Source organism: Psychrobacillus antarcticus (assembly GCF_029533155.1).
Lineage (GTDB): Bacteria > Bacillota > Bacilli > Bacillales_A > Planococcaceae > Psychrobacillus > Psychrobacillus antarcticus.
On record NZ_JAIZDB010000049.1, the window covers coordinates 1 to 16,616 of the forward strand.

The 16,616-nt window shown below is 34.8% G+C and carries 17 protein-coding genes; 6 read left to right on the forward strand and 11 right to left on the reverse strand.

What is annotated here, in order from left to right; all coding sequences use genetic code 11:
- Positions 1-186: 186 nt before the first annotated feature.
- Positions 187-2,280, reverse strand: a complete 2,094-nt coding sequence (locus tag LDK52_RS19120) for a methyl-accepting chemotaxis protein (RefSeq protein ID WP_277587515.1) — start codon at positions 2,278-2,280, stop codon at positions 187-189.
- A 167-nt stretch (positions 2,281-2,447) separates the two neighbouring features.
- Complete coding sequence (locus tag LDK52_RS19125) at positions 2,448-3,434, reverse strand: YecA family protein (RefSeq protein WP_277587516.1); 987 nt, start codon at positions 3,432-3,434, stop codon at positions 2,448-2,450.
- 210 nt (positions 3,435-3,644) lie between these two features.
- Here LDK52_RS19125 and LDK52_RS19130 point away from each other — a divergent pair, with 210 nt between their 5' ends.
- The 3 genes from LDK52_RS19130 (at position 3,645) to LDK52_RS19140 (ending at position 6,335) form a co-directional block, all read left to right on the forward strand.
- Positions 3,645-4,076 carry a hypothetical protein gene (locus LDK52_RS19130; protein WP_093536064.1) on the forward strand — a complete coding sequence of 144 codons (432 nt, stop codon included), beginning with the start codon at positions 3,645-3,647 and terminating at the stop codon, positions 4,074-4,076.
- A 653-nt stretch (positions 4,077-4,729) separates the two neighbouring features.
- Positions 4,730-6,019 carry a sensor histidine kinase gene (locus LDK52_RS19135; RefSeq protein ID WP_277587517.1) on the forward strand — a complete coding sequence of 430 codons (1,290 nt, stop codon included), beginning with the start codon at positions 4,730-4,732 and terminating at the stop codon, positions 6,017-6,019.
- 160 nt (positions 6,020-6,179) lie between these two features.
- A complete protein-coding gene (locus LDK52_RS19140) occupies positions 6,180-6,335 on the forward strand; it encodes a YfhD family protein (RefSeq protein WP_277587518.1) in 156 nt (51 codons plus the stop codon).
- A 67-nt stretch (positions 6,336-6,402) separates the two neighbouring features.
- Here LDK52_RS19140 and ptsP read toward each other — a convergent pair whose 3' ends face one another.
- The 7 genes from ptsP to LDK52_RS19175 all read right to left on the reverse strand — a co-directional run bounded on the left by ptsP (position 6,403) and on the right by LDK52_RS19175 (position 12,318).
- Positions 6,403-8,121 (reverse strand): phosphoenolpyruvate--protein phosphotransferase, encoded by a 1,719-nt coding sequence (ptsP, locus tag LDK52_RS19145; protein ID WP_277587519.1) that lies wholly within the window; start codon positions 8,119-8,121, stop codon positions 6,403-6,405.
- Positions 8,121-8,387: a phosphocarrier protein HPr gene (locus tag LDK52_RS19150; protein WP_277587520.1), complete on the reverse strand. Its 267-nt coding sequence runs from the start codon at positions 8,385-8,387 to the stop codon at positions 8,121-8,123. Before LDK52_RS19150 ends, ptsP begins: the two co-directional genes overlap by 1 nt.
- Positions 8,388-8,684: 297 nt before the next feature.
- Positions 8,685-9,104 (reverse strand): pyridoxamine 5'-phosphate oxidase family protein, encoded by a 420-nt coding sequence (locus LDK52_RS19155; protein WP_277587521.1) that lies wholly within the window; start codon positions 9,102-9,104, stop codon positions 8,685-8,687.
- A gap of 69 nt (positions 9,105-9,173) precedes the next feature.
- Positions 9,174-10,046, reverse strand: a complete 873-nt coding sequence (locus LDK52_RS19160; protein WP_277587522.1) for a patatin-like phospholipase family protein — start codon at positions 10,044-10,046, stop codon at positions 9,174-9,176.
- 172 nt (positions 10,047-10,218) lie between these two features.
- Entirely contained in the window at positions 10,219-10,392 is a 174-nt protein-coding gene (locus tag LDK52_RS19165) for a hypothetical protein (protein WP_277587523.1), read from the reverse strand.
- A 56-nt stretch (positions 10,393-10,448) separates the two neighbouring features.
- The gene (locus LDK52_RS19170; RefSeq protein ID WP_277587524.1) at positions 10,449-11,534 is read right to left on the reverse strand and encodes a threonine aldolase family protein; all 1,086 of its coding nucleotides are present in this window, start codon (positions 11,532-11,534) and stop codon (positions 10,449-10,451) included.
- Between the two features lie 67 nt (positions 11,535-11,601).
- On the reverse strand, positions 11,602-12,318 hold the full coding sequence (locus LDK52_RS19175; protein ID WP_277587525.1) for a gamma-glutamyl-gamma-aminobutyrate hydrolase family protein: 717 nt from the start codon (positions 12,316-12,318) through the stop codon (positions 11,602-11,604).
- A 181-nt stretch (positions 12,319-12,499) separates the two neighbouring features.
- Here LDK52_RS19175 and LDK52_RS19180 point away from each other — a divergent pair, with 181 nt between their 5' ends.
- Complete coding sequence (locus tag LDK52_RS19180) at positions 12,500-13,378, forward strand: SDR family oxidoreductase (protein ID WP_277587526.1); 879 nt, start codon at positions 12,500-12,502, stop codon at positions 13,376-13,378.
- A 216-nt stretch (positions 13,379-13,594) separates the two neighbouring features.
- Complete coding sequence (locus LDK52_RS19185; protein WP_093536088.1) at positions 13,595-13,711, forward strand: YjcZ family sporulation protein; 117 nt, start codon at positions 13,595-13,597, stop codon at positions 13,709-13,711.
- A gap of 150 nt (positions 13,712-13,861) precedes the next feature.
- Here LDK52_RS19185 and LDK52_RS19190 read toward each other — a convergent pair whose 3' ends face one another.
- Both LDK52_RS19190 and LDK52_RS19195 read right to left on the reverse strand, forming a co-directional pair.
- Positions 13,862-14,701 carry an aldo/keto reductase gene (locus LDK52_RS19190; RefSeq protein WP_277587528.1) on the reverse strand — a complete coding sequence of 280 codons (840 nt, stop codon included), beginning with the start codon at positions 14,699-14,701 and terminating at the stop codon, positions 13,862-13,864.
- Positions 14,702-14,726: 25 nt separating this feature from the next.
- Positions 14,727-15,911, reverse strand: a complete 1,185-nt coding sequence (locus LDK52_RS19195) for an MFS transporter (RefSeq protein WP_277587529.1) — start codon at positions 15,909-15,911, stop codon at positions 14,727-14,729.
- A gap of 183 nt (positions 15,912-16,094) precedes the next feature.
- Between LDK52_RS19195 and LDK52_RS19200 the strand changes: the two genes are divergently transcribed.
- Positions 16,095-16,466: a winged helix-turn-helix transcriptional regulator gene (locus LDK52_RS19200; RefSeq protein ID WP_093536094.1), complete on the forward strand. Its 372-nt coding sequence runs from the start codon at positions 16,095-16,097 to the stop codon at positions 16,464-16,466.
- The last annotated feature ends 150 nt before the right edge of the window (positions 16,467-16,616 follow it).

Consider the following 16,616-nt stretch of genomic DNA (forward strand, 5'->3'; position numbering starts at 1 on the left):
CTGTTGATGTTCGTTAAAAAGTATTTTACTCATAATGTTTTCTCCCGTTCAAAGTTTGTAAATTTTAGTATAACGGGGTTTTGAAAAAGAAAAAACCCTGAATAGCTACACTTTTTATAAAGTGTCTACTATTCGGGGTTCAGTTCATGAGTCACTTTCTCTACTTCTAATATATTTATGTTTTTATTATAATTTAAATCGATTTACTACTTCTTGTAATTCTTCGGCAATAGTATTCATATGAGTTATAGAATTCCCCACTTTCTCTAACTCCGTTTGTTGATCATTTGCAGACGCGCTAACTTGTTCTGCCGAAGCAGCAGTTTCTTCAGATATAGCTGATATATTTTGTACTGCCATAATTGCATTATTTTTATTTTCTATCATACTACTTAATTCGCCTACTAACTGATTGATTGCTAACTCAATATCTGCAGTTAATACTTTATTATTATTAAATGCTTCTTCCGTGCTACGTACTGATTGATTTTGTGCTTGCATCATTTCTGCATTTTCAGAAATGATCGAAACTGTTTGCTTAGATTCTAGCATAATTCCTTGCACAATCTGATTAATCACTTCTGTTTCCCGCTTAGATTGTTCTGCAAGTTTTCTAACTTCCTCTGCAACTACTGCAAACCCTTTCCCATGTTCACCTGCACGGGCTGCTTCTATGCTTGCATTTAAAGCAAGTAGATTCGTTTGTTCTGTTATACCTTGAATAGATCCGATCACTTGATTGATATTGGTAATATTCAATGTCAAAGTTTCAATTTGAATTTGCACCTTACTGTTCATTTCATTTGTCTGTATATTCTGTTCTCTTAGTCTAATTACTTCTTTTATGCCGTCTTCGGTTGATACTTTAGTTTTCAAAGATAATTCATCCATTTGAGCAGAAATCGTTTGCAATGAGTCAATTTGATCTGATAACTGTATCATCAGATGGTTTGTTTCATCCGTATCTTCTGATTGCTTAGCAGCTCCTTGTGCAATCTCGTTAGTTGCTACAGAAACCTCTTCACTAGAAGCTACTACTTCATCAAACACCTCATGTACATTATTAGAAGTTTCATATAAAAGTGTAGAAGAATCTAAAACAATTTGTATCGCATCATTCGTTTTGACTAGCATATTATTATACGCAGATGCAACAGCCCCTATTTCATCCGGTTTAATATATACATCTTCTACTTTTCTTGTTAAATCTCCATTAGCAGCAAGTTCAATTGATTCCCGTAAAAATTTCAATGGTTTTAATTGTCTAAATATAAACCAAACGGACACCATTGCCATCAGTACCACCATAATAATAGCACCTATAATATTTACAAATAGTATCTGGGTGAATGTCTCTAGTATTTTAGACTTTGGTAAAACCAATTGAATAGACCACGTTTCGTCTGTGCCTTCTAATAACATTGGAGCAAAAGCATTAAAAGCCTGTTCGTTTAATGACTTTGAATCCACGTACAGACTATCTTCATGTCCACTATCTAAATTTTTCTTCACTCCAGTCCAATTTATTTGTTCTTGCATATTGGAACCATTCATTTTTTCATTAACACTATTTACTATTAATGTACCATTATCTGTAATTACACCGGCATAGCCTCCTGAAGGAGCAATTGTTTTAATAGCCTCCTCTAAAAAGTCTATTGTTAAGTCCGCTGTGATAACACCGAAGAAAGAACCCTCTTTTGTTAATAGAGGTACTGCTATAGTAGTCATGAAGACAGAATCTCCAGCAATTTCGTACATATATGGCTCTGTCAAGATAGCTTGTTTTTCATTTTTAGGAATATTATACCAAGCCACATCTTTAGTATCATAGTTCATCAGTTTTTCCGTCGTAATAGATGTTCCATTTCTAAAAAGGTAAGGAATAAATCTATCGGAACTATCCTTAAGATTACTTGGGAATGATTCGCTGTTTGTCACACTGCTCTCCAGTATTAAGGAGACACCAAAAACGTCATCATTCTTTTCTAAACCTGTTTGTAGAATTTGAACTAATTCTTCTCCCTCCAGTCGGTTGTTCCTTTCTGATAGCTCTATAATATTTTTCGTTGTATTTAACATTTCATTTACTTTTTGAAAGCGATCACGTATTAGAGAGGCTGCAAGTTTTGCATCCACTAATGTCGAACTCTCTGCGTCTTTTATACTTTGGTTATATAAAATTGTACTAGTTACTGTTGAATATATTAGAAATAGTATTAAGAACAGACCTATTATTAGTACTGACAATTTTTTGGAAATACTCTTATTTTTTTTCATCTCTTCATTTCTCCTCATTAATTTTTCTAAACGACCTAAAGACCTAATATTAAATATAGCACAAGAGACCTAAAATTTTTATAATATGAACTAATATATTTATTTTCTATGAATTATTAAAAGGCCACCACCTATTAACTTAATAGGTGGTGGCCTTTATTTTTATACTATTTTCCTTTGTAATACTCCATTAGATCATTGTAGTACTTATTTAAAGAAGAAGTAGAGACATCAAAAGTTTCAGCAATTTCTTTTATCGTCATATCAAATGGTTCAAATAATCCATTTTCCTGACCAAATCGTATGGCTCCCGCAGCAATCGCCACTTCCTTACGTGCATTTGGCTGTTTCTCTACTAAATAATCTTCTACTATTTCTATAAAATTGCCATACTCACGATTATTTTTCTCTAAGAAATCAATCGCAACTTGTAATACTCCCACTTCAAAGTTTGTATACTCTCCGCCCTCATAGCCATTTTGCCCAAGCAGTTTCCATAAGGTTGCTCCCATTTCCTCTAAAAAGTCGGATGCGGATAGTTTTGCTTGTTTCTCAAACTGATTTGTGACTTTATCAAACACTTCCTGATGATCAACCGGGAAGAAAACTAAGCTAGAAATAGCTAAGTAGTGATTTTCTTTGTCAGAACCATCTGGTAAGACGAAACAATATACATGAACTCCAACAGGCACTGGCTTATCACTTTCTCGTCTAAGTAAAATACTTTCTTTTGTGAGTATGTTTGTAACCGTCATATAGTGCTCATTTACTTCTTTCACTTTCCCTACAAAAACTGTCGGCTCGTTCCACTGGTCCAATACCCTCAGTGTAGAAGGTCGTACCATTATTTTCTTCTGCTTTTTAAGATAACCTGACCATATCTCTTGTTTATGATGGAAAAAGAACTCGTCCATTACAATAGCTTCTATCATTTCTAAGTCTAAATAGTCACCTATCGTTTTGCTCCAAGCACTCACAAGACCGGCGTATTCTTCCATATCCTTACGTTCAGGATAGTGATCATAAAAGGATTGCAATATTCGTTCTAATTCCTCTGTTTGTACCTCTTCTATAGAATCATTCTGCTTTGATTCGCAGCACTTTTTGTATTTTTTTCCACTACCACATGGACAAGGATCATTTCGACCTACCATATATAACACTTCCTTCTCTTTTGGTAAGTGCTCATTTTAACATGAATTCAAGAAGAACTTAAGATTTTAACTAAAATAAATAGGAAAATACACATCAGTTTTATAAATAATTCAAAAAAATTCAATCAAATCTGTTTGTAACTAAGATTTCCTGAGCAAAATAGGGTATACTTAACATAGGAGTCTGTAAATGTCGAGGAGGTATGGAATATGTCAGTCGCTAGTGAAGCGTCTCAAGTGAACTTAGATTTTCTTATTAATGACTTAGGTCTAAAGCAAGTGTCGAATACAGCCCTGTTCCGTAAAGGGAATATTTTAGTACTATCACCATCTGTTCAAAACAAATCGAATACATTCGAGTTAGGTGAATCCCTAATGAAAAAGTTCAATCCTGAAACAGATGAAGGCTACTTACTGATTCGTATAAAAGAAAAATTTTTAATGGCTAAGTTGCACCCATTTCAACGCAAAATGATGACCAAAGATACAGAAAAGAGTACAAAAAGTAAACCATCTTTTTGGAAATTTAATGTAATAGAGTCCATCATTCCACGTATAGAAAATAGTGGTGACCGAGAGTTAACCTACAAAATTCAAGCTCCAACTAAGCAACAACTTACTACTTTTTTCAACAAAAAGTAAAAAATCAAGTACGTGGAAATTTTCCATGTACTTGATTTTTTTACATAATTTCAATAATTCTGATTATTTCATTGTATTATTGGTTTTAATTTCGTACTATTAACCTATAATAACTAGCGATTTAGACTAAGTCCTGTTCTATTATTCGTTATTGCCTTATTACAAATACCTCATGGAATAGATGTAGGCTTTTTCCTAGTAACGATTGTCTATTCCCTTTTAAGTGTATTATTATGGTTTATTCATCCTTGTTTCTTAAAAATATCACCAAATATGAAAGTTTTATTTGCTACTCTGATTACTTTACTAATTAATATTTCTTTTCTAGAATTTGTATTACTTGTAGATGTAGATACCTTGTGCCCAAAATTCGATATTTTGTCTATACTTATCATTTTCTCAGTAAATTCAAGAAATACAAGAGTTCTATTTTTCATCGATGAGCCATACTCGAAACCGATCTTTGAATTTCATGGTTGTGAAAAGTATCATTCGGTCAATGACAGGTAAAATTCATCTAAAGAGTAATCCTAATTTAGGAACAATTATTAAAATTTAGTTTCCAATTTCTAACAAAAGTTAAAGGTAAATGGACATTACATCTGATAGTAATTGTTTAACATTTCACATTTTTCTATAGGAGCGATCGTACTTTGGAAATTACTTTGCATTATATCGCTAGCCTTTCCATATTAGTTATTTTACAATTGTTAGGTCTAGTTTGGTTTAATAAAAACAAAATGCCTGCTAGAATAATTTATGGTATATATTTAGCTTCTATCATATCCATTTGTTTTGCTTTTAGTTACCCTTTAGAACAAGAAATCAACTTAAGTTTAACATCTATTCCCTTTATACTAGGAATACTTTATTCAAGACTTGTTCCACTCTTAGTTTTTACTACTATAGTTTTACACGCTATCTTCTTTGGGTTTGACTTAGGTTTCTGGCTAGCGTGTATATCCACTCCATTTTATGCAATAATATTATGGAAAATATCTCCTTGGTTTTTAGCACAAACTTCAAATAAACGAATTCAAATTTTAGTACAAACTTCCTTATGCCTAAGCATAGTAAAGATAGCATTTTTGGAACTCTTTCATATAGATTATCCTATTCTAGATGTTGTATTTGCAGAATTCTTCATCCAGTCTTTAGGTATTGGGATGCTCGCTTTTTTCACAGAAGAGGTCAACAAAAGTATTCAATTAAAAAATTACCTGTTAGAAACAAAAAAAAATGATGCTATAGAGCAAATGGGAGCAACCATTTCCCATGAGATAAGAAATCCCTTAACAGCAGCTATTGGATTTGTTCAACTTTTACAGGCACAATCTCCTTCTACAGAAAAACAGTCGCAATATTTGTCGATTATTCGAAGTGAACTTAAATCTGCTGAAAGAGTTGTAGAGAATTATTTAGCCCTGGCTAAACCAGAAGAAGAGACATTCCAAACCATACATGTTGAACTTCAACTTTATAATGTCTTGAAATTATTAATTCCATCTGCCCAGCGTAACAAAGTATATATAAAACAACACTTTTCTGAATCACATATCATTCAAGCTAATCAACAAAAGTTTCATCAATGCTTTATTAATTTGATCAAAAATGCAATTGAATCCATGCCAAACGGTGGTACATTGTGTTTAAAGGTTATTAACGATCAACAATATGTTCGTATTATTATTGAAGATGATGGTATTGGTATGACCCCTGAACAAGTTTCAAAACTTGGAGAGCCTTATTTCTCTACAAAAGGAGACAAAGGTACTGGACTTGGAATGTTAGTTGTATTCAATTTCATCAAAGAGATGAATGGAACTATTCATGTTGAAAGTGAATTTGGGAAAGGAACTATTTTTGAAATTTGGTTTGAATCTTCCATAACTCCCACTAATGAAATAGAAATAATTGACCTTAAAGATCTAGTGCTCAGTTAATAGAACTAATTTATGGACAAAGGGAAGATATTTCCCTATGTTTTTTTGTTTACTAAATAGTAGGATGCTCGAGCTCGCCCGCAAAATTACCTTCATCCTGTTTAAAATAATTAAAATTAGCCATATTAAGTTGGACCGAATAATGGAAAGGAGGTTTCTTATGGGAAGAGATAATAAACAAGGAAAAAGTAAAAACAAAGATTCACTACCCCAAACGCCTAAAAATCTAAAAATCAATCCAAGCGACGTTCGAGAAGAGTTTGCCAAGGAATTTGAAGAACTTGAAAAAACTAACCAAAAAGCAAAAAAAAAATAAGCTTCATGAATACACCCACTCAGACCATCTAGAGTGGGTATTTTCATGAAGCTTCTATCTACAATTATTAAGCTTTTAAATTTTCTTTTACATATTGTTTCACTTGCTCGGAAGTTTGCATAGACAACGCCGTTTCAGCTAGCTGTTTCATGTCTATTTGTGTCAGCTGATTGATCTGATTTCTTGCTCTTAGCATAGAAGGAGCACTCATGGAAAACTCGTCTAACCCTAAACCGATTAATAATGGTATAGCAACAGAATCCCCCGCCATCTCTCCACACATACCTGTCCATTTTCCGTTTGCATGCGCAGCATCGATTACCATTTTAACTAATCTTAATATAGCTGGATGATAAGGCTGATATAAGTAGGCAACCGATTCGTTCATTCTATCTGCTGCCATCGTATATTGGATTAAATCATTTGTTCCAATACTGAAAAAATCCACTTCTTTTGCGAATTGATCAGCGAGTATCGCGGTAGAAGGAATTTCTACCATAATACCAATTTCTATCTGGTCTGATACTAGTGCACCTTCCTGTTGAAGCTTTTCTTTTTCTTCAAGTAGTAATTTTTTGGCCTCTCTAAACTCCTCTAAAGTGGCAATCATCGGGAACATTATTTTAAGATTACCGAATTTACTTGCACGTAGTAATGCACGAAGTTGAGTTCTGAAAATTGTTTGTTCCTCTAAGCAAAGTCGAATTGCTCGGAAGCCAAGAAATGGATTCATTTCTTCTGGAAGATTTAGATATGGAAGCTGTTTGTCTCCACCAATATCCAATGTTCGAACAACTACAGGCTTTTCTGCCATTTGTTCAAGCACTTGCTTATATGCTCGAAATTGCTCTTCCTCTGTTGGTAAAGAATCTCGTTCCATGTACAGAAACTCGGTACGATATAAACCTATTCCTTCTCCACCATTTCCAAGTACACTTTCTACGTCTTTTGGAGTTCCGATATTTGCAGCTACTTCCACTTGAATACCATCTAATGTAATAGTTTGCTTATTTTTTAGCAATGATAATTCTTTCTTCTCCACTTCTTGTTCATTTCTTTTTCCTACGTAGCTCTCAATAACATCGTCAGAAGGATTTATAATTACTTCACCATTATCCCCGTCGACAATGATCAAATCTCCTTGTTTAATAGCAGATGTTGCATTTTTCGTACCAACAACCGCAGGAATCTCTAAAGAGCGAGCCATAATAGCAGAATGAGACGTACGACCACCCATATCCGTTGAAAATCCTTTAGCGAATGCTCTATTTAGTTGAGCAGTGTCTGAAGGTGCTAAATCTTTGGAGATAATAATAACTTCTTCATCTATTAATCCGATATTCGGGATATCTATCCCTAACAGTATTGCAATCACTCGCTTTGTTACATCTCTTATATCTGCCGCACGCTCACGCATATATTCGTTATCAAGCTGTTCAAACATCACAATTAATGTATCAGCAGTTTCTTGCAAAGCTGACTCTGCATTAACTGATTCATCACTTATCTTACCTTCTACTGAGCCTAATAATTCTGGGTCACTAAGGACAAGCAGATGTGCATCAAAAATTGCTGCATTTTCCGATCCTAAGTCAATTTCAGCGCGGTCACGAATCTTTTGTAGCTCTATTTTAGCAGCATTAACTGCTTCATGGAAACGAGTAATCTCTTCTTCTTTATTAGATATTGTACTTTTCGTAACAGTTAGATCTGGTTCTGTCATCAAAAAGGCTTTACCAATAGCTATACCACTTGACGCAGCAATTCCTTTTAAACTTTCTACCATTACGCAATAATCCCTTCAGTTTTAAGGAAGGTTTCAATGGCCTCCAATGCTTCTTGTTGGTCAGTACCTTCAGCAAGTATAGAGATGCTCGCTCCTTGGCCAATCCCTAGGGACATCACACCAAGAATAGATTTTAGATTAACTTTTTTCCCTTTATACTCCATGAATATATCTGAAACAAATTTTGAAGCGGTTTGAACAAGCCCTGTTGCTGGTCTTGCGTGAATTCCTGATTCTGCTACAACTGTATACGTATGATTTGTCATAATAAACACTCCCTTAATTGATTTTATTTTATTCTTCTTTAATGCAGATAGTAAAGTTGTTGCTATCTTTCTTCTTAAGTATAGGGATTCACGTTGAACATTTCTACATATATCACTTTTGTTCGCTTGTCAGAAACAAATATGTACCTTTTAGCATTTGTTTCTAACATAGAGTTGCTGCGAAATGAAACTATTTTAGTGGTAGGAGATTAAGTGAGGCTCGTACTTATAACTTCCCAACCATAAGAGACCTATCTTAACATCAAATAGGTCTCCAAAAAAATAGGGAGGGGAACCTTAAAGTTCTATAACTTGGGGTTCATCTCCTTTTGTATTCATCAATCGTATTTTTGTAGGGGTAACTTTCAAGATAAGTAGGTCAGGATCCTCTGGCCCTTCGAACCAACCTTTCATAGCCTTGTTCCAAACCTTCTCTTTCATGCCTTCTTCATCTGATTCAATCACTGTGCCTTCGATTTCTAAAAAGCTATCCCCAAGTCCTAACCCCTCATAGCCTAATAGGATATGTGTATTCGGATTTTGCTGGAGCTCTTCTACTTTATGTGTTTTTTTACTTGTTGCTGTATAAAGAGTGAAGTTATCGTTAAAGAACGTCATATAACGAGAATGTGGTTTATTTTGCTGGACGGTTGCCATTGTACCAATCATATTTTTATCTAAAATTTTTAATGCTTGCTCTTTTGCAGTTTTTGCCATGAATAATCTACTCCTTTTATATTTCATCTTTCTTATTATTCCTTTGTTTGTTCAAATTAAACATTCTATTTACCAGGTTTTCAAAAATTGATTGGCACGACTTCTGCCCTTTTCCAGTAACTCGTTTTTCATATCTTCGCTCAGATCAAACTGTGTTGCTTTATAATCCTCTACCGGAATAAATATTATGTTTTTCTCAATTTTTCTTGAGATATATCTTTCATCATGGGCATTTTTCATAGTAGAAAATAATGCTTCAAATAAGTTTAAGCCGTTTGTGATTTTACGAGGTTCCATCTCTTCTGAATTACTACTAAGTTTCAAGCCTAAAATCGGTCTCTCTTTGTTTCCATTGTCAAAAATCCACATAGGAAAATTACTTAACACACCACCATCCACAATAACCGTATCCGTAGACGTCACTTTTAATTTGACGGGTTCAAAGAAAAATGGAATTCCACAGCTCATACGCAGTGCCCTTGCTATTGGAAAGCTAGCTGACGATATCCCGTAACGCTCTAAATCATCAGGAAGTACCATTATTTTGCCGTTCGTAAGATCCGAGGCAACTAACTTCAGTGAACCTGCCTCGATATCAGAAAAAGTATATACTCCCTTTAGAGCCAGCTTTTCTAAAAACCAGTTTTCAAGCGCTTTTCCTTGGTATAATCCCAGTCGCCAGTAGAGACTTATCCACTTCATGAAGGGCAGTGGTAGAATTGTTTTTCGAGGATCTAACAGGGTTAATGCGTCAAGTTCACTTAATAACTCTTCTATTTCTTTGCTTGTAAAACCAGCAGCAATAAAACAAGCAAGGATAGCGCCTGCACTAGTACCAGCTACTCGCTTAAATTGATATCCTTTTTCTTCTATTACTTGATAAGCACCTACTAGTGCATATCCCTTCAGTCCACCTCCTGAAAAAACACCATCTATTAACAATGAACGTCCCCCTTTTTCTACCCATTGTTACAATGTAAGAAAAAAAGGAGAGAATTAGAACCTCCGAGTGTCTTATGGCGAAAAGTAGGGGCTGATATTTAGAAAAAAAGCCCATTCCAAAACAATAAGTGTCTTGTAAATGGGTATATTGATTAATGATTTGTTGTAAGTCTTATTTTTTCCCTTGCTGTTTATTAGCTTGGTCTTTGATTTCATTATTATTCTTTTTCTGTTTATTGTTATTTTGTACGTATACGTCTAAATCATCTGGACTGACATCATATCCGAACCCATATTCTTCTCGGTCTAAGGAATTACTTTTATTGTTATTGTTTTTCTTTGACATGAAATTTCACCTCCGTGAAGTATAACTTGTGTAAGTTAGGAGGTTTTATTCATCGATTACTTAAGCTTGTCTTGTAGTAATTGAAATACACTCTGTAATTTATCTTTGGGTATGGAATGGTACTGATCTCCGACACTAACCTCGAAGCTAACGCTTGATTGGCTTGTTTCTTTAAGATAACTAGTTAAACCTATTCCTGTGTTGTAATAAATTTCTTTAAATAGCACTTCTAACTTTGCTTTAGATTGTGATATATGCACATGAAACATATTAGATACGGGAACAGCTGGTTTAGTTTCGATGAAAGGGCATGAATTAAAAAATGCTGCTAATTCTATTGCATTTTCATAATATTGCTCCATTTTTGATATTCTCTTATCAAAATAATAATTTGCACTTATGATGTATGGATACAGACTTATAAGATCTCCGCCATGGCGACGCTTCCAGACTTTAGATTGTATTGTAAAATCATTATCCCCTGCAAGAATAGCTCCTGCTATCCCTCCAATTCCTTTATAAAATGAAATATATACACTATCAAAAAGACTACAAACCTCTTCAGCGGATTTCTGATAATACGGAAGTATTTCAAAAAGTCTTGCTCCGTCTAAGTGTAGGCGAATACCATTTGTTTTACAGTATTCAGAGATTTCTTCAATAGTTTTGTAATCAGGGAGCTGTCCTCCAATTTCTCGCTGAGGCAGTTCCAATAATAGACAAGCTATTTCTTGATCTAAATTCCGGATATCCTCTAATCCTATCAAGCCTGCTACTTCACCCAATAAAACTGTTTCTATATGGTGCAATTCCTTTAATCCACTTTCTTCATGTATTTCTAAATGGCTTAGTGGATGATATGCGACTTTCTTTATCCCTTTTTCGTCGCACCAAATGCGTAGGGCAATTTGTTGTGCCATAGTACCACTTGGGATAAATACGGCAGACTCCTTCCCTAAATAGGCGGCCATTTTTTCTTGAAATGTCTCAATGATTTTTCCATTTCCGTACATATCACTTTCTCGCTGTCCATCTATCTGTTCAAAGGCTTCTTTTAGATTCTGTATATTTCTTTTTCCATTTCCAGCTATTTGATACTTCGTTTGTTGAAATGCTTCCACTAAGGAAATGCTTTCAGTCATACTCCTACCTCCTGATATTTATGAATTATTTATCTATTTTAACATTTCAGGAGGTAAAGTATGGGCATTATTTGTTCCTACGTTCTAAAGCTGCATCGATATATGCTTTAAAAATACGCTTTGATGGCTCATCTCCTGCTGTAGCAAATTCTTCCGGATGCCATTGAAAGCCAAATACGAAGCTATGGTCTCGACTTACAATACATTCAATAATCCCGTCCGTTGCTTTCGCAATTACTTCCAATCCTTCCCCAACTTTGTTGACAGCTTGATGGTGGAATGAATTTACTTTAAATTCTTCTTCCTGTAGCAAGTCATAAAGTCGATTATTTTTTTCTAGTATTACTGGATGCGACCTATGCGTACGAATTGCCTTTTGTAAATGTTGCATTACTGGCTCTTCACGCTGGGAGTGTATGGACTGATAAAGCGATCCGCCCCGGACAATATTTAACATATGTAAACCTCGACATACTCCAATATAAGGTTTATCTAAATCCAACATTTTTTGAATTAGTTTGTATTCCATTTCATCTAATAGAGGTGTGATTTGCTTTAAATGCACATGGGGAACCTCATTGTAATAGCTTGGATCAATGTCCTCCCCACCTGTTACAAAAAGACCGTCTAACCGTTTACTTAGTTCATCTATATCTTCCTCTGGTACTAAAGGGATTAGTATAGGAATTCCACCTGCTTGTATGATAGCATTTGCATAAACTGGCGGCATAAAATAACTGCCATCATCTTTTACTTCTGTTGTAATTCCTATTATTGGTTTCATATATATTCTCAGCTCTTCTTTCTAAATAAGTATTTTCTTTCTTAGTTATATACCCACACTAAGATTTCAAAAAACGTAACGAATTATTCCGAAAAATCCTTATTTTAACTTTTTATATTTACGTTTGTTTTTATGGATGTAGGGAATAAATGTAACAACTACGTTTAAGGAGGAAATTTTCATGGCAGATAAATACGAAAAAATAGACAAAGAAGTTAAAGGACAAACACAACAACAGCAACCAGGTATTGAAGAAGAAATGACTCCTGAACCTATTTATGATGACCACAACTATAAAGGATCTGACAAATTGACAGGGAAAGTTGCTTTAGTTACAGGTGGAGATAGTGGTATAGGACGTGCAGCTGCTATTGCATTTGCTAAGGAAGGTGCGAATGTCGCTATTGTCTATTTAGACCAAAACGAACAACCAGATGCAGACAAAACAATAAAAATTATAGAAAAATACGGTGGAAAAGCATTAGCAATCAAAACAGATTTAAGTGATGATGAAAACTGTCAACAAGCAGTAGAGCAAGTGATTCAAAAGTTCGGACAATTGAATGTGTTAGTTAATAATGCTGGCAAACAGTTTCCAACCAAGGATTTTCTAGCAATCACACCCGACCAATTACAGGAAACCTTCTCCTCTAATATATATTCGATGTTTTACTTATCACAGGCTGCGCTTCCACATATGAAGAAAGGCGATACAATTATTAATACTTCCTCTATCACAGCCTACAATGGTGCACCTGAACTAATCGATTATTCTTCTACAAAAGGAGCAATAACATCATTTACTCGTTCCCTGGCATTGAACCTAATCGAAAAAGGAATTAGGGTAAACGCTGTGGCACCAGGGCCAATCTGGACTCCACTGATCCCTGCGACATTCGATAAAGAAAAGGTGAAACAGCATGGAGCCAGTACACCAATCGGTCGTCGGGGACAACCTGCTGAAAACGCACCAGCTTATGTGTTTTTAGCATCCACGGATTCAAGTTATATGACTGGACAAACTATTCACGTAGATGGTGGGGATTATGTAGGCTCTTAAGTCGGAATTATTTAATATCAATAGGTGTAGTGTTAATTTAGAAAGCGGATACTTATATACAAATGCTCAGGGTTTTTTTCTGAGCTTTTTTTAATACCAAATTCTAATTATTTCTGCTTCATTTTTATTTGTATCATTTTTTTACTTTGATGCCCTGTTCATCTTAAGACTTATTAATACTCTAATAGTATTACTAGGAAAAGAGGAATGAATATTATGTCTGGAAATGATAGTGCTGGAGGATACGGATACGGTTCTGGTTTTACACTGATTGTTGTTTTATTTATTTTACTTATTATTGTTGGCGCTGCTTTTGTTGATGGCGGTTACTAATATAAAATACCAGTAATCATACTCTGCAATCTTAGTAAATTGTAAAACAGATTCTTAAACAATCTGCATAGTCGAAATATCACATTTATAAATAACCGAGATTCTTTAAGAATCTCGGTTATTATTGTGTGAGTTTAGTTTTTATAGTAATTAAAAATCAAAGTTATCTGGATCTGGTCCAACACGTTGATTTTTATTCAATAGATCAATCTGCTTCATGTCCTCTTTTGTTAATTCAAAGTCAAATACATTCGCATTTTCTATTATGCGATGTTCTTTCGTAGATTTTGGAATTGTAATTACATTATTTTGAAGATCCCAGCGCACGATAATTTGCGCTACTGATTTCCCATACTTAGATGCTATTTCTTGAAGTTCTTCATTGTCGAGTAACTGCCCTGCCATTAGTGGTGACCATGCCTCTAGTTGAATCTGATGCTCCCTACAGAAATTTTGTAATTCTTTTTGTGTTAAACGCGGATGATATTCTACTTGGTTGATCATTGGATTAATTTCAGCATCCGTCATTAACTCCTCTAGGTGATGGATTTGAAAATTACTTACACCAATCGCTTTCACACGCCCCTCTTTGTAGAGTGTTTCTAGAGCTTTCCAGGCCGCTTTATACTTCCCTTCCACTGGCCAATGAATCAAGTATAAATCTAAATATTCTAGTCCAAGTTTAGCCAAACTTTCTTCATATGCTGCAATTGTTTCCTCATACCCTAACTCAGAATTCCATACTTTTGAAGTTATAAAAAGATTTTCCCTAGCAATATATCCTTCTTCTATCCCTTTTCGGATTCCTCGCCCTACTCCTACTTCATTTCCATAAATGGCTGCTGTATCAATGCTACGGTATCCATGTTTTATAGCAATTTGCACTGCATCTATTAACTCTTGTCCATCCTCTACTCTAAATACTCCAAGCCCTAATAGTGGCATTTCTACCCCATTGTGTAATCTTTTTATAGATTGAAAATTTTTCATTTTGAATTCCTCCGTCTGTTAATTATTATATTTGGTCTTTTCTCTCCAACATTCTACTAATACCTGTTAATATTGCTGCAATCATAACCATTATCGATCCAATCCAAGCAGTATGGATAAGACCAATAGAATCAGCGACAATTCCCCCTAAATATGATCCAATTGCAATGCCGGCGTTAAAAGCAGCAATATTCATAGCAGAAGCAACTTCAACCGCACTGGGAACATAGCGTTCAGCTAACATGACGACATATACTTGCAGGCCAGGAACATTCATAAATGCAAAAACTCCCATTAATATAATAGTTATTAATCCTACAACTTTAAAAGGAGCTGTAAATGTTAACAGCAGTAGTATAATCGCTTGAATAATAAACATATAAAAGAGTGAGCCGATTGGATTTTTATTGGATAATTTTCCACCAATCATATTCCCAACTGCGATTGCAACCCCATAAACAAGCAATATTAAGGCAATTGTCCCTTGTTTAAATCCCGTTACAGACTGAAGCAATGGAGATAAATACGTGAACACGACAAATGTTCCCCCATAACCAAGTGCTGTAATTAGGAAGATTAATAATAATCTACTATTTGTTATTAGCTTTACATGATCTTGTATGGAGGTTCTTGTACCTTTTCGTAAATCGGAAGGAATAAGTATGCTATTTGCTATAAACCCAATGATTCCTATTACGACAATTGCTATAAAGGCATAGCGCCAACCTAACTGTTGTCCAAGAAATGTACCAAAAGGAACTCCTGTAATGGTAGCGACTGTTAATCCTGTAAACATAATAGAAATCGCACTAGCTCTCTTGTCCTCTGGTACTAGATCAGCAGCTATCGTTGAACCGATGGACATAAAAACACCATGTGAAAAAGCAGAAATGACACGTGCAATTAATAGCACTGTTACACTTGTAGCACTAGCGGCTATTCCATTACCTATAATGAACACAATCATTATCCAAAGAAGTAAAGATTTGCGAGGCATCCTTGAAGTAATTGCTGTTAAAACTGGTGCACCCACTGTTACTCCGAGGGCATATAATGAAACTGTCAGACCCGCTGTTGTCAAAGATATATCCAAGTCTTTAGATATTAATGGCAATAACCCGACACTGATAAATTCAGTCGTTCCTATTGCAAATGCACTTACTGCCAATGCTAATAATGCAAACATACTTCTGTTTTTATCTAAAGTCATTATTTCTCACCCTTTCTTGACGCAGAATAAATAAATTCAGCGAGACCAAACTATATTGTAAATCTACCCGCAAATGTTATTATGATTCATAGAGTTTTAAAAGGAAAGTACGCACTTTAAAGTAATATAGGCACCATAAAGTACTATAGGTACTTTATGGTGCCTATAAAAAGGAGAAATAGTATGAAACAAAAAAAATATAATATATCAGTGGAAGCTACATTGGAGGTCATTGGCGGCAAGTGGAAATGCGTCATATTGTGTCATTTAACCCACGGGAAAAAACGAACGAGTGAATTAAAACGGCTTATGCCTGATATAACTCAAAAAATGTTAACGCAGCAACTTAGAGAGTTAGAGAGTGATGGCGTTATTAATAGAATCGTTTATAACCAAGTCCCTCCAAAAGTAGAATATGAACTGAGCGAGTATGGTACAAGTCTTGAAAGTATACTCAGTGCTTTGTGTTCATGGGGAGAAGAGCATATTACAAAAGTATATGGAGATAAATTTTCTGTTTTAGAAGATAGCATCTTGAACGAAAGCTTAAAATAAAGGTTCTACGTCAAATGTTGGGGTGAAGTAAAATTTCCTTCACCTTAACCAACATGAGTTCCAATCTTTTTATACTTGTGCGTTAGTAATATTTTAGCTCGAAATCTCAAGAAATTTCGATAACCAAATGCGTTTCTTTTAATCACTTTT

Excerpts from the sequence above, each read along its gene's own strand:
- LDK52_RS19150 (WP_277587520.1), bottom strand. The coding sequence starts at position 8,387 with ATGACAAATCATACGTATACAGTTGTAGCAGAATCAGGAATTCACGCA.
- LDK52_RS19165 (WP_277587523.1), bottom strand. The coding sequence starts at position 10,392 with ATGTCAAAGAAAAACAATAACAATAAAAGTAATTCCTTAGACCGAGAA.
- LDK52_RS19180 (WP_277587526.1), top strand. The coding sequence starts at position 12,500 with ATGGCAGATAAATACGAAAAAATAGACAAAGAAGTTAAAGGACAAACA.
- LDK52_RS19185 (WP_093536088.1), top strand. The coding sequence starts at position 13,595 with ATGTCTGGAAATGATAGTGCTGGAGGATACGGATACGGTTCTGGTTTT.
- LDK52_RS19200 (WP_093536094.1), top strand. The coding sequence starts at position 16,095 with ATGAAACAAAAAAAATATAATATATCAGTGGAAGCTACATTGGAGGTC.
- LDK52_RS19155 (WP_277587521.1), bottom strand. The coding sequence starts at position 9,104 with ATGGCAAAAACTGCAAAAGAGCAAGCATTAAAAATTTTAGATAAAAAT.
- LDK52_RS19125 (WP_277587516.1), bottom strand. The coding sequence starts at position 3,434 with ATGGTAGGTCGAAATGATCCTTGTCCATGTGGTAGTGGAAAAAAATAC.
- LDK52_RS19190 (WP_277587528.1), bottom strand. The coding sequence starts at position 14,701 with ATGAAAAATTTTCAATCTATAAAAAGATTACACAATGGGGTAGAAATG.
- LDK52_RS19195 (WP_277587529.1), bottom strand. The coding sequence starts at position 15,911 with ATGACTTTAGATAAAAACAGAAGTATGTTTGCATTATTAGCATTGGCA.
- LDK52_RS19130 (WP_093536064.1), top strand. The coding sequence starts at position 3,645 with ATGTCAGTCGCTAGTGAAGCGTCTCAAGTGAACTTAGATTTTCTTATT.
- LDK52_RS19140 (WP_277587518.1), top strand. The coding sequence starts at position 6,180 with ATGGGAAGAGATAATAAACAAGGAAAAAGTAAAAACAAAGATTCACTA.
- LDK52_RS19120 (WP_277587515.1), bottom strand. The coding sequence starts at position 2,280 with ATGAAAAAAAATAAGAGTATTTCCAAAAAATTGTCAGTACTAATAATA.
- ptsP (WP_277587519.1), bottom strand. The coding sequence starts at position 8,121 with ATGGTAGAAAGTTTAAAAGGAATTGCTGCGTCAAGTGGTATAGCTATT.
- LDK52_RS19170 (WP_277587524.1), bottom strand. The coding sequence starts at position 11,534 with ATGACTGAAAGCATTTCCTTAGTGGAAGCATTTCAACAAACGAAGTAT.
- LDK52_RS19175 (WP_277587525.1), bottom strand. The coding sequence starts at position 12,318 with ATGAAACCAATAATAGGAATTACAACAGAAGTAAAAGATGATGGCAGT.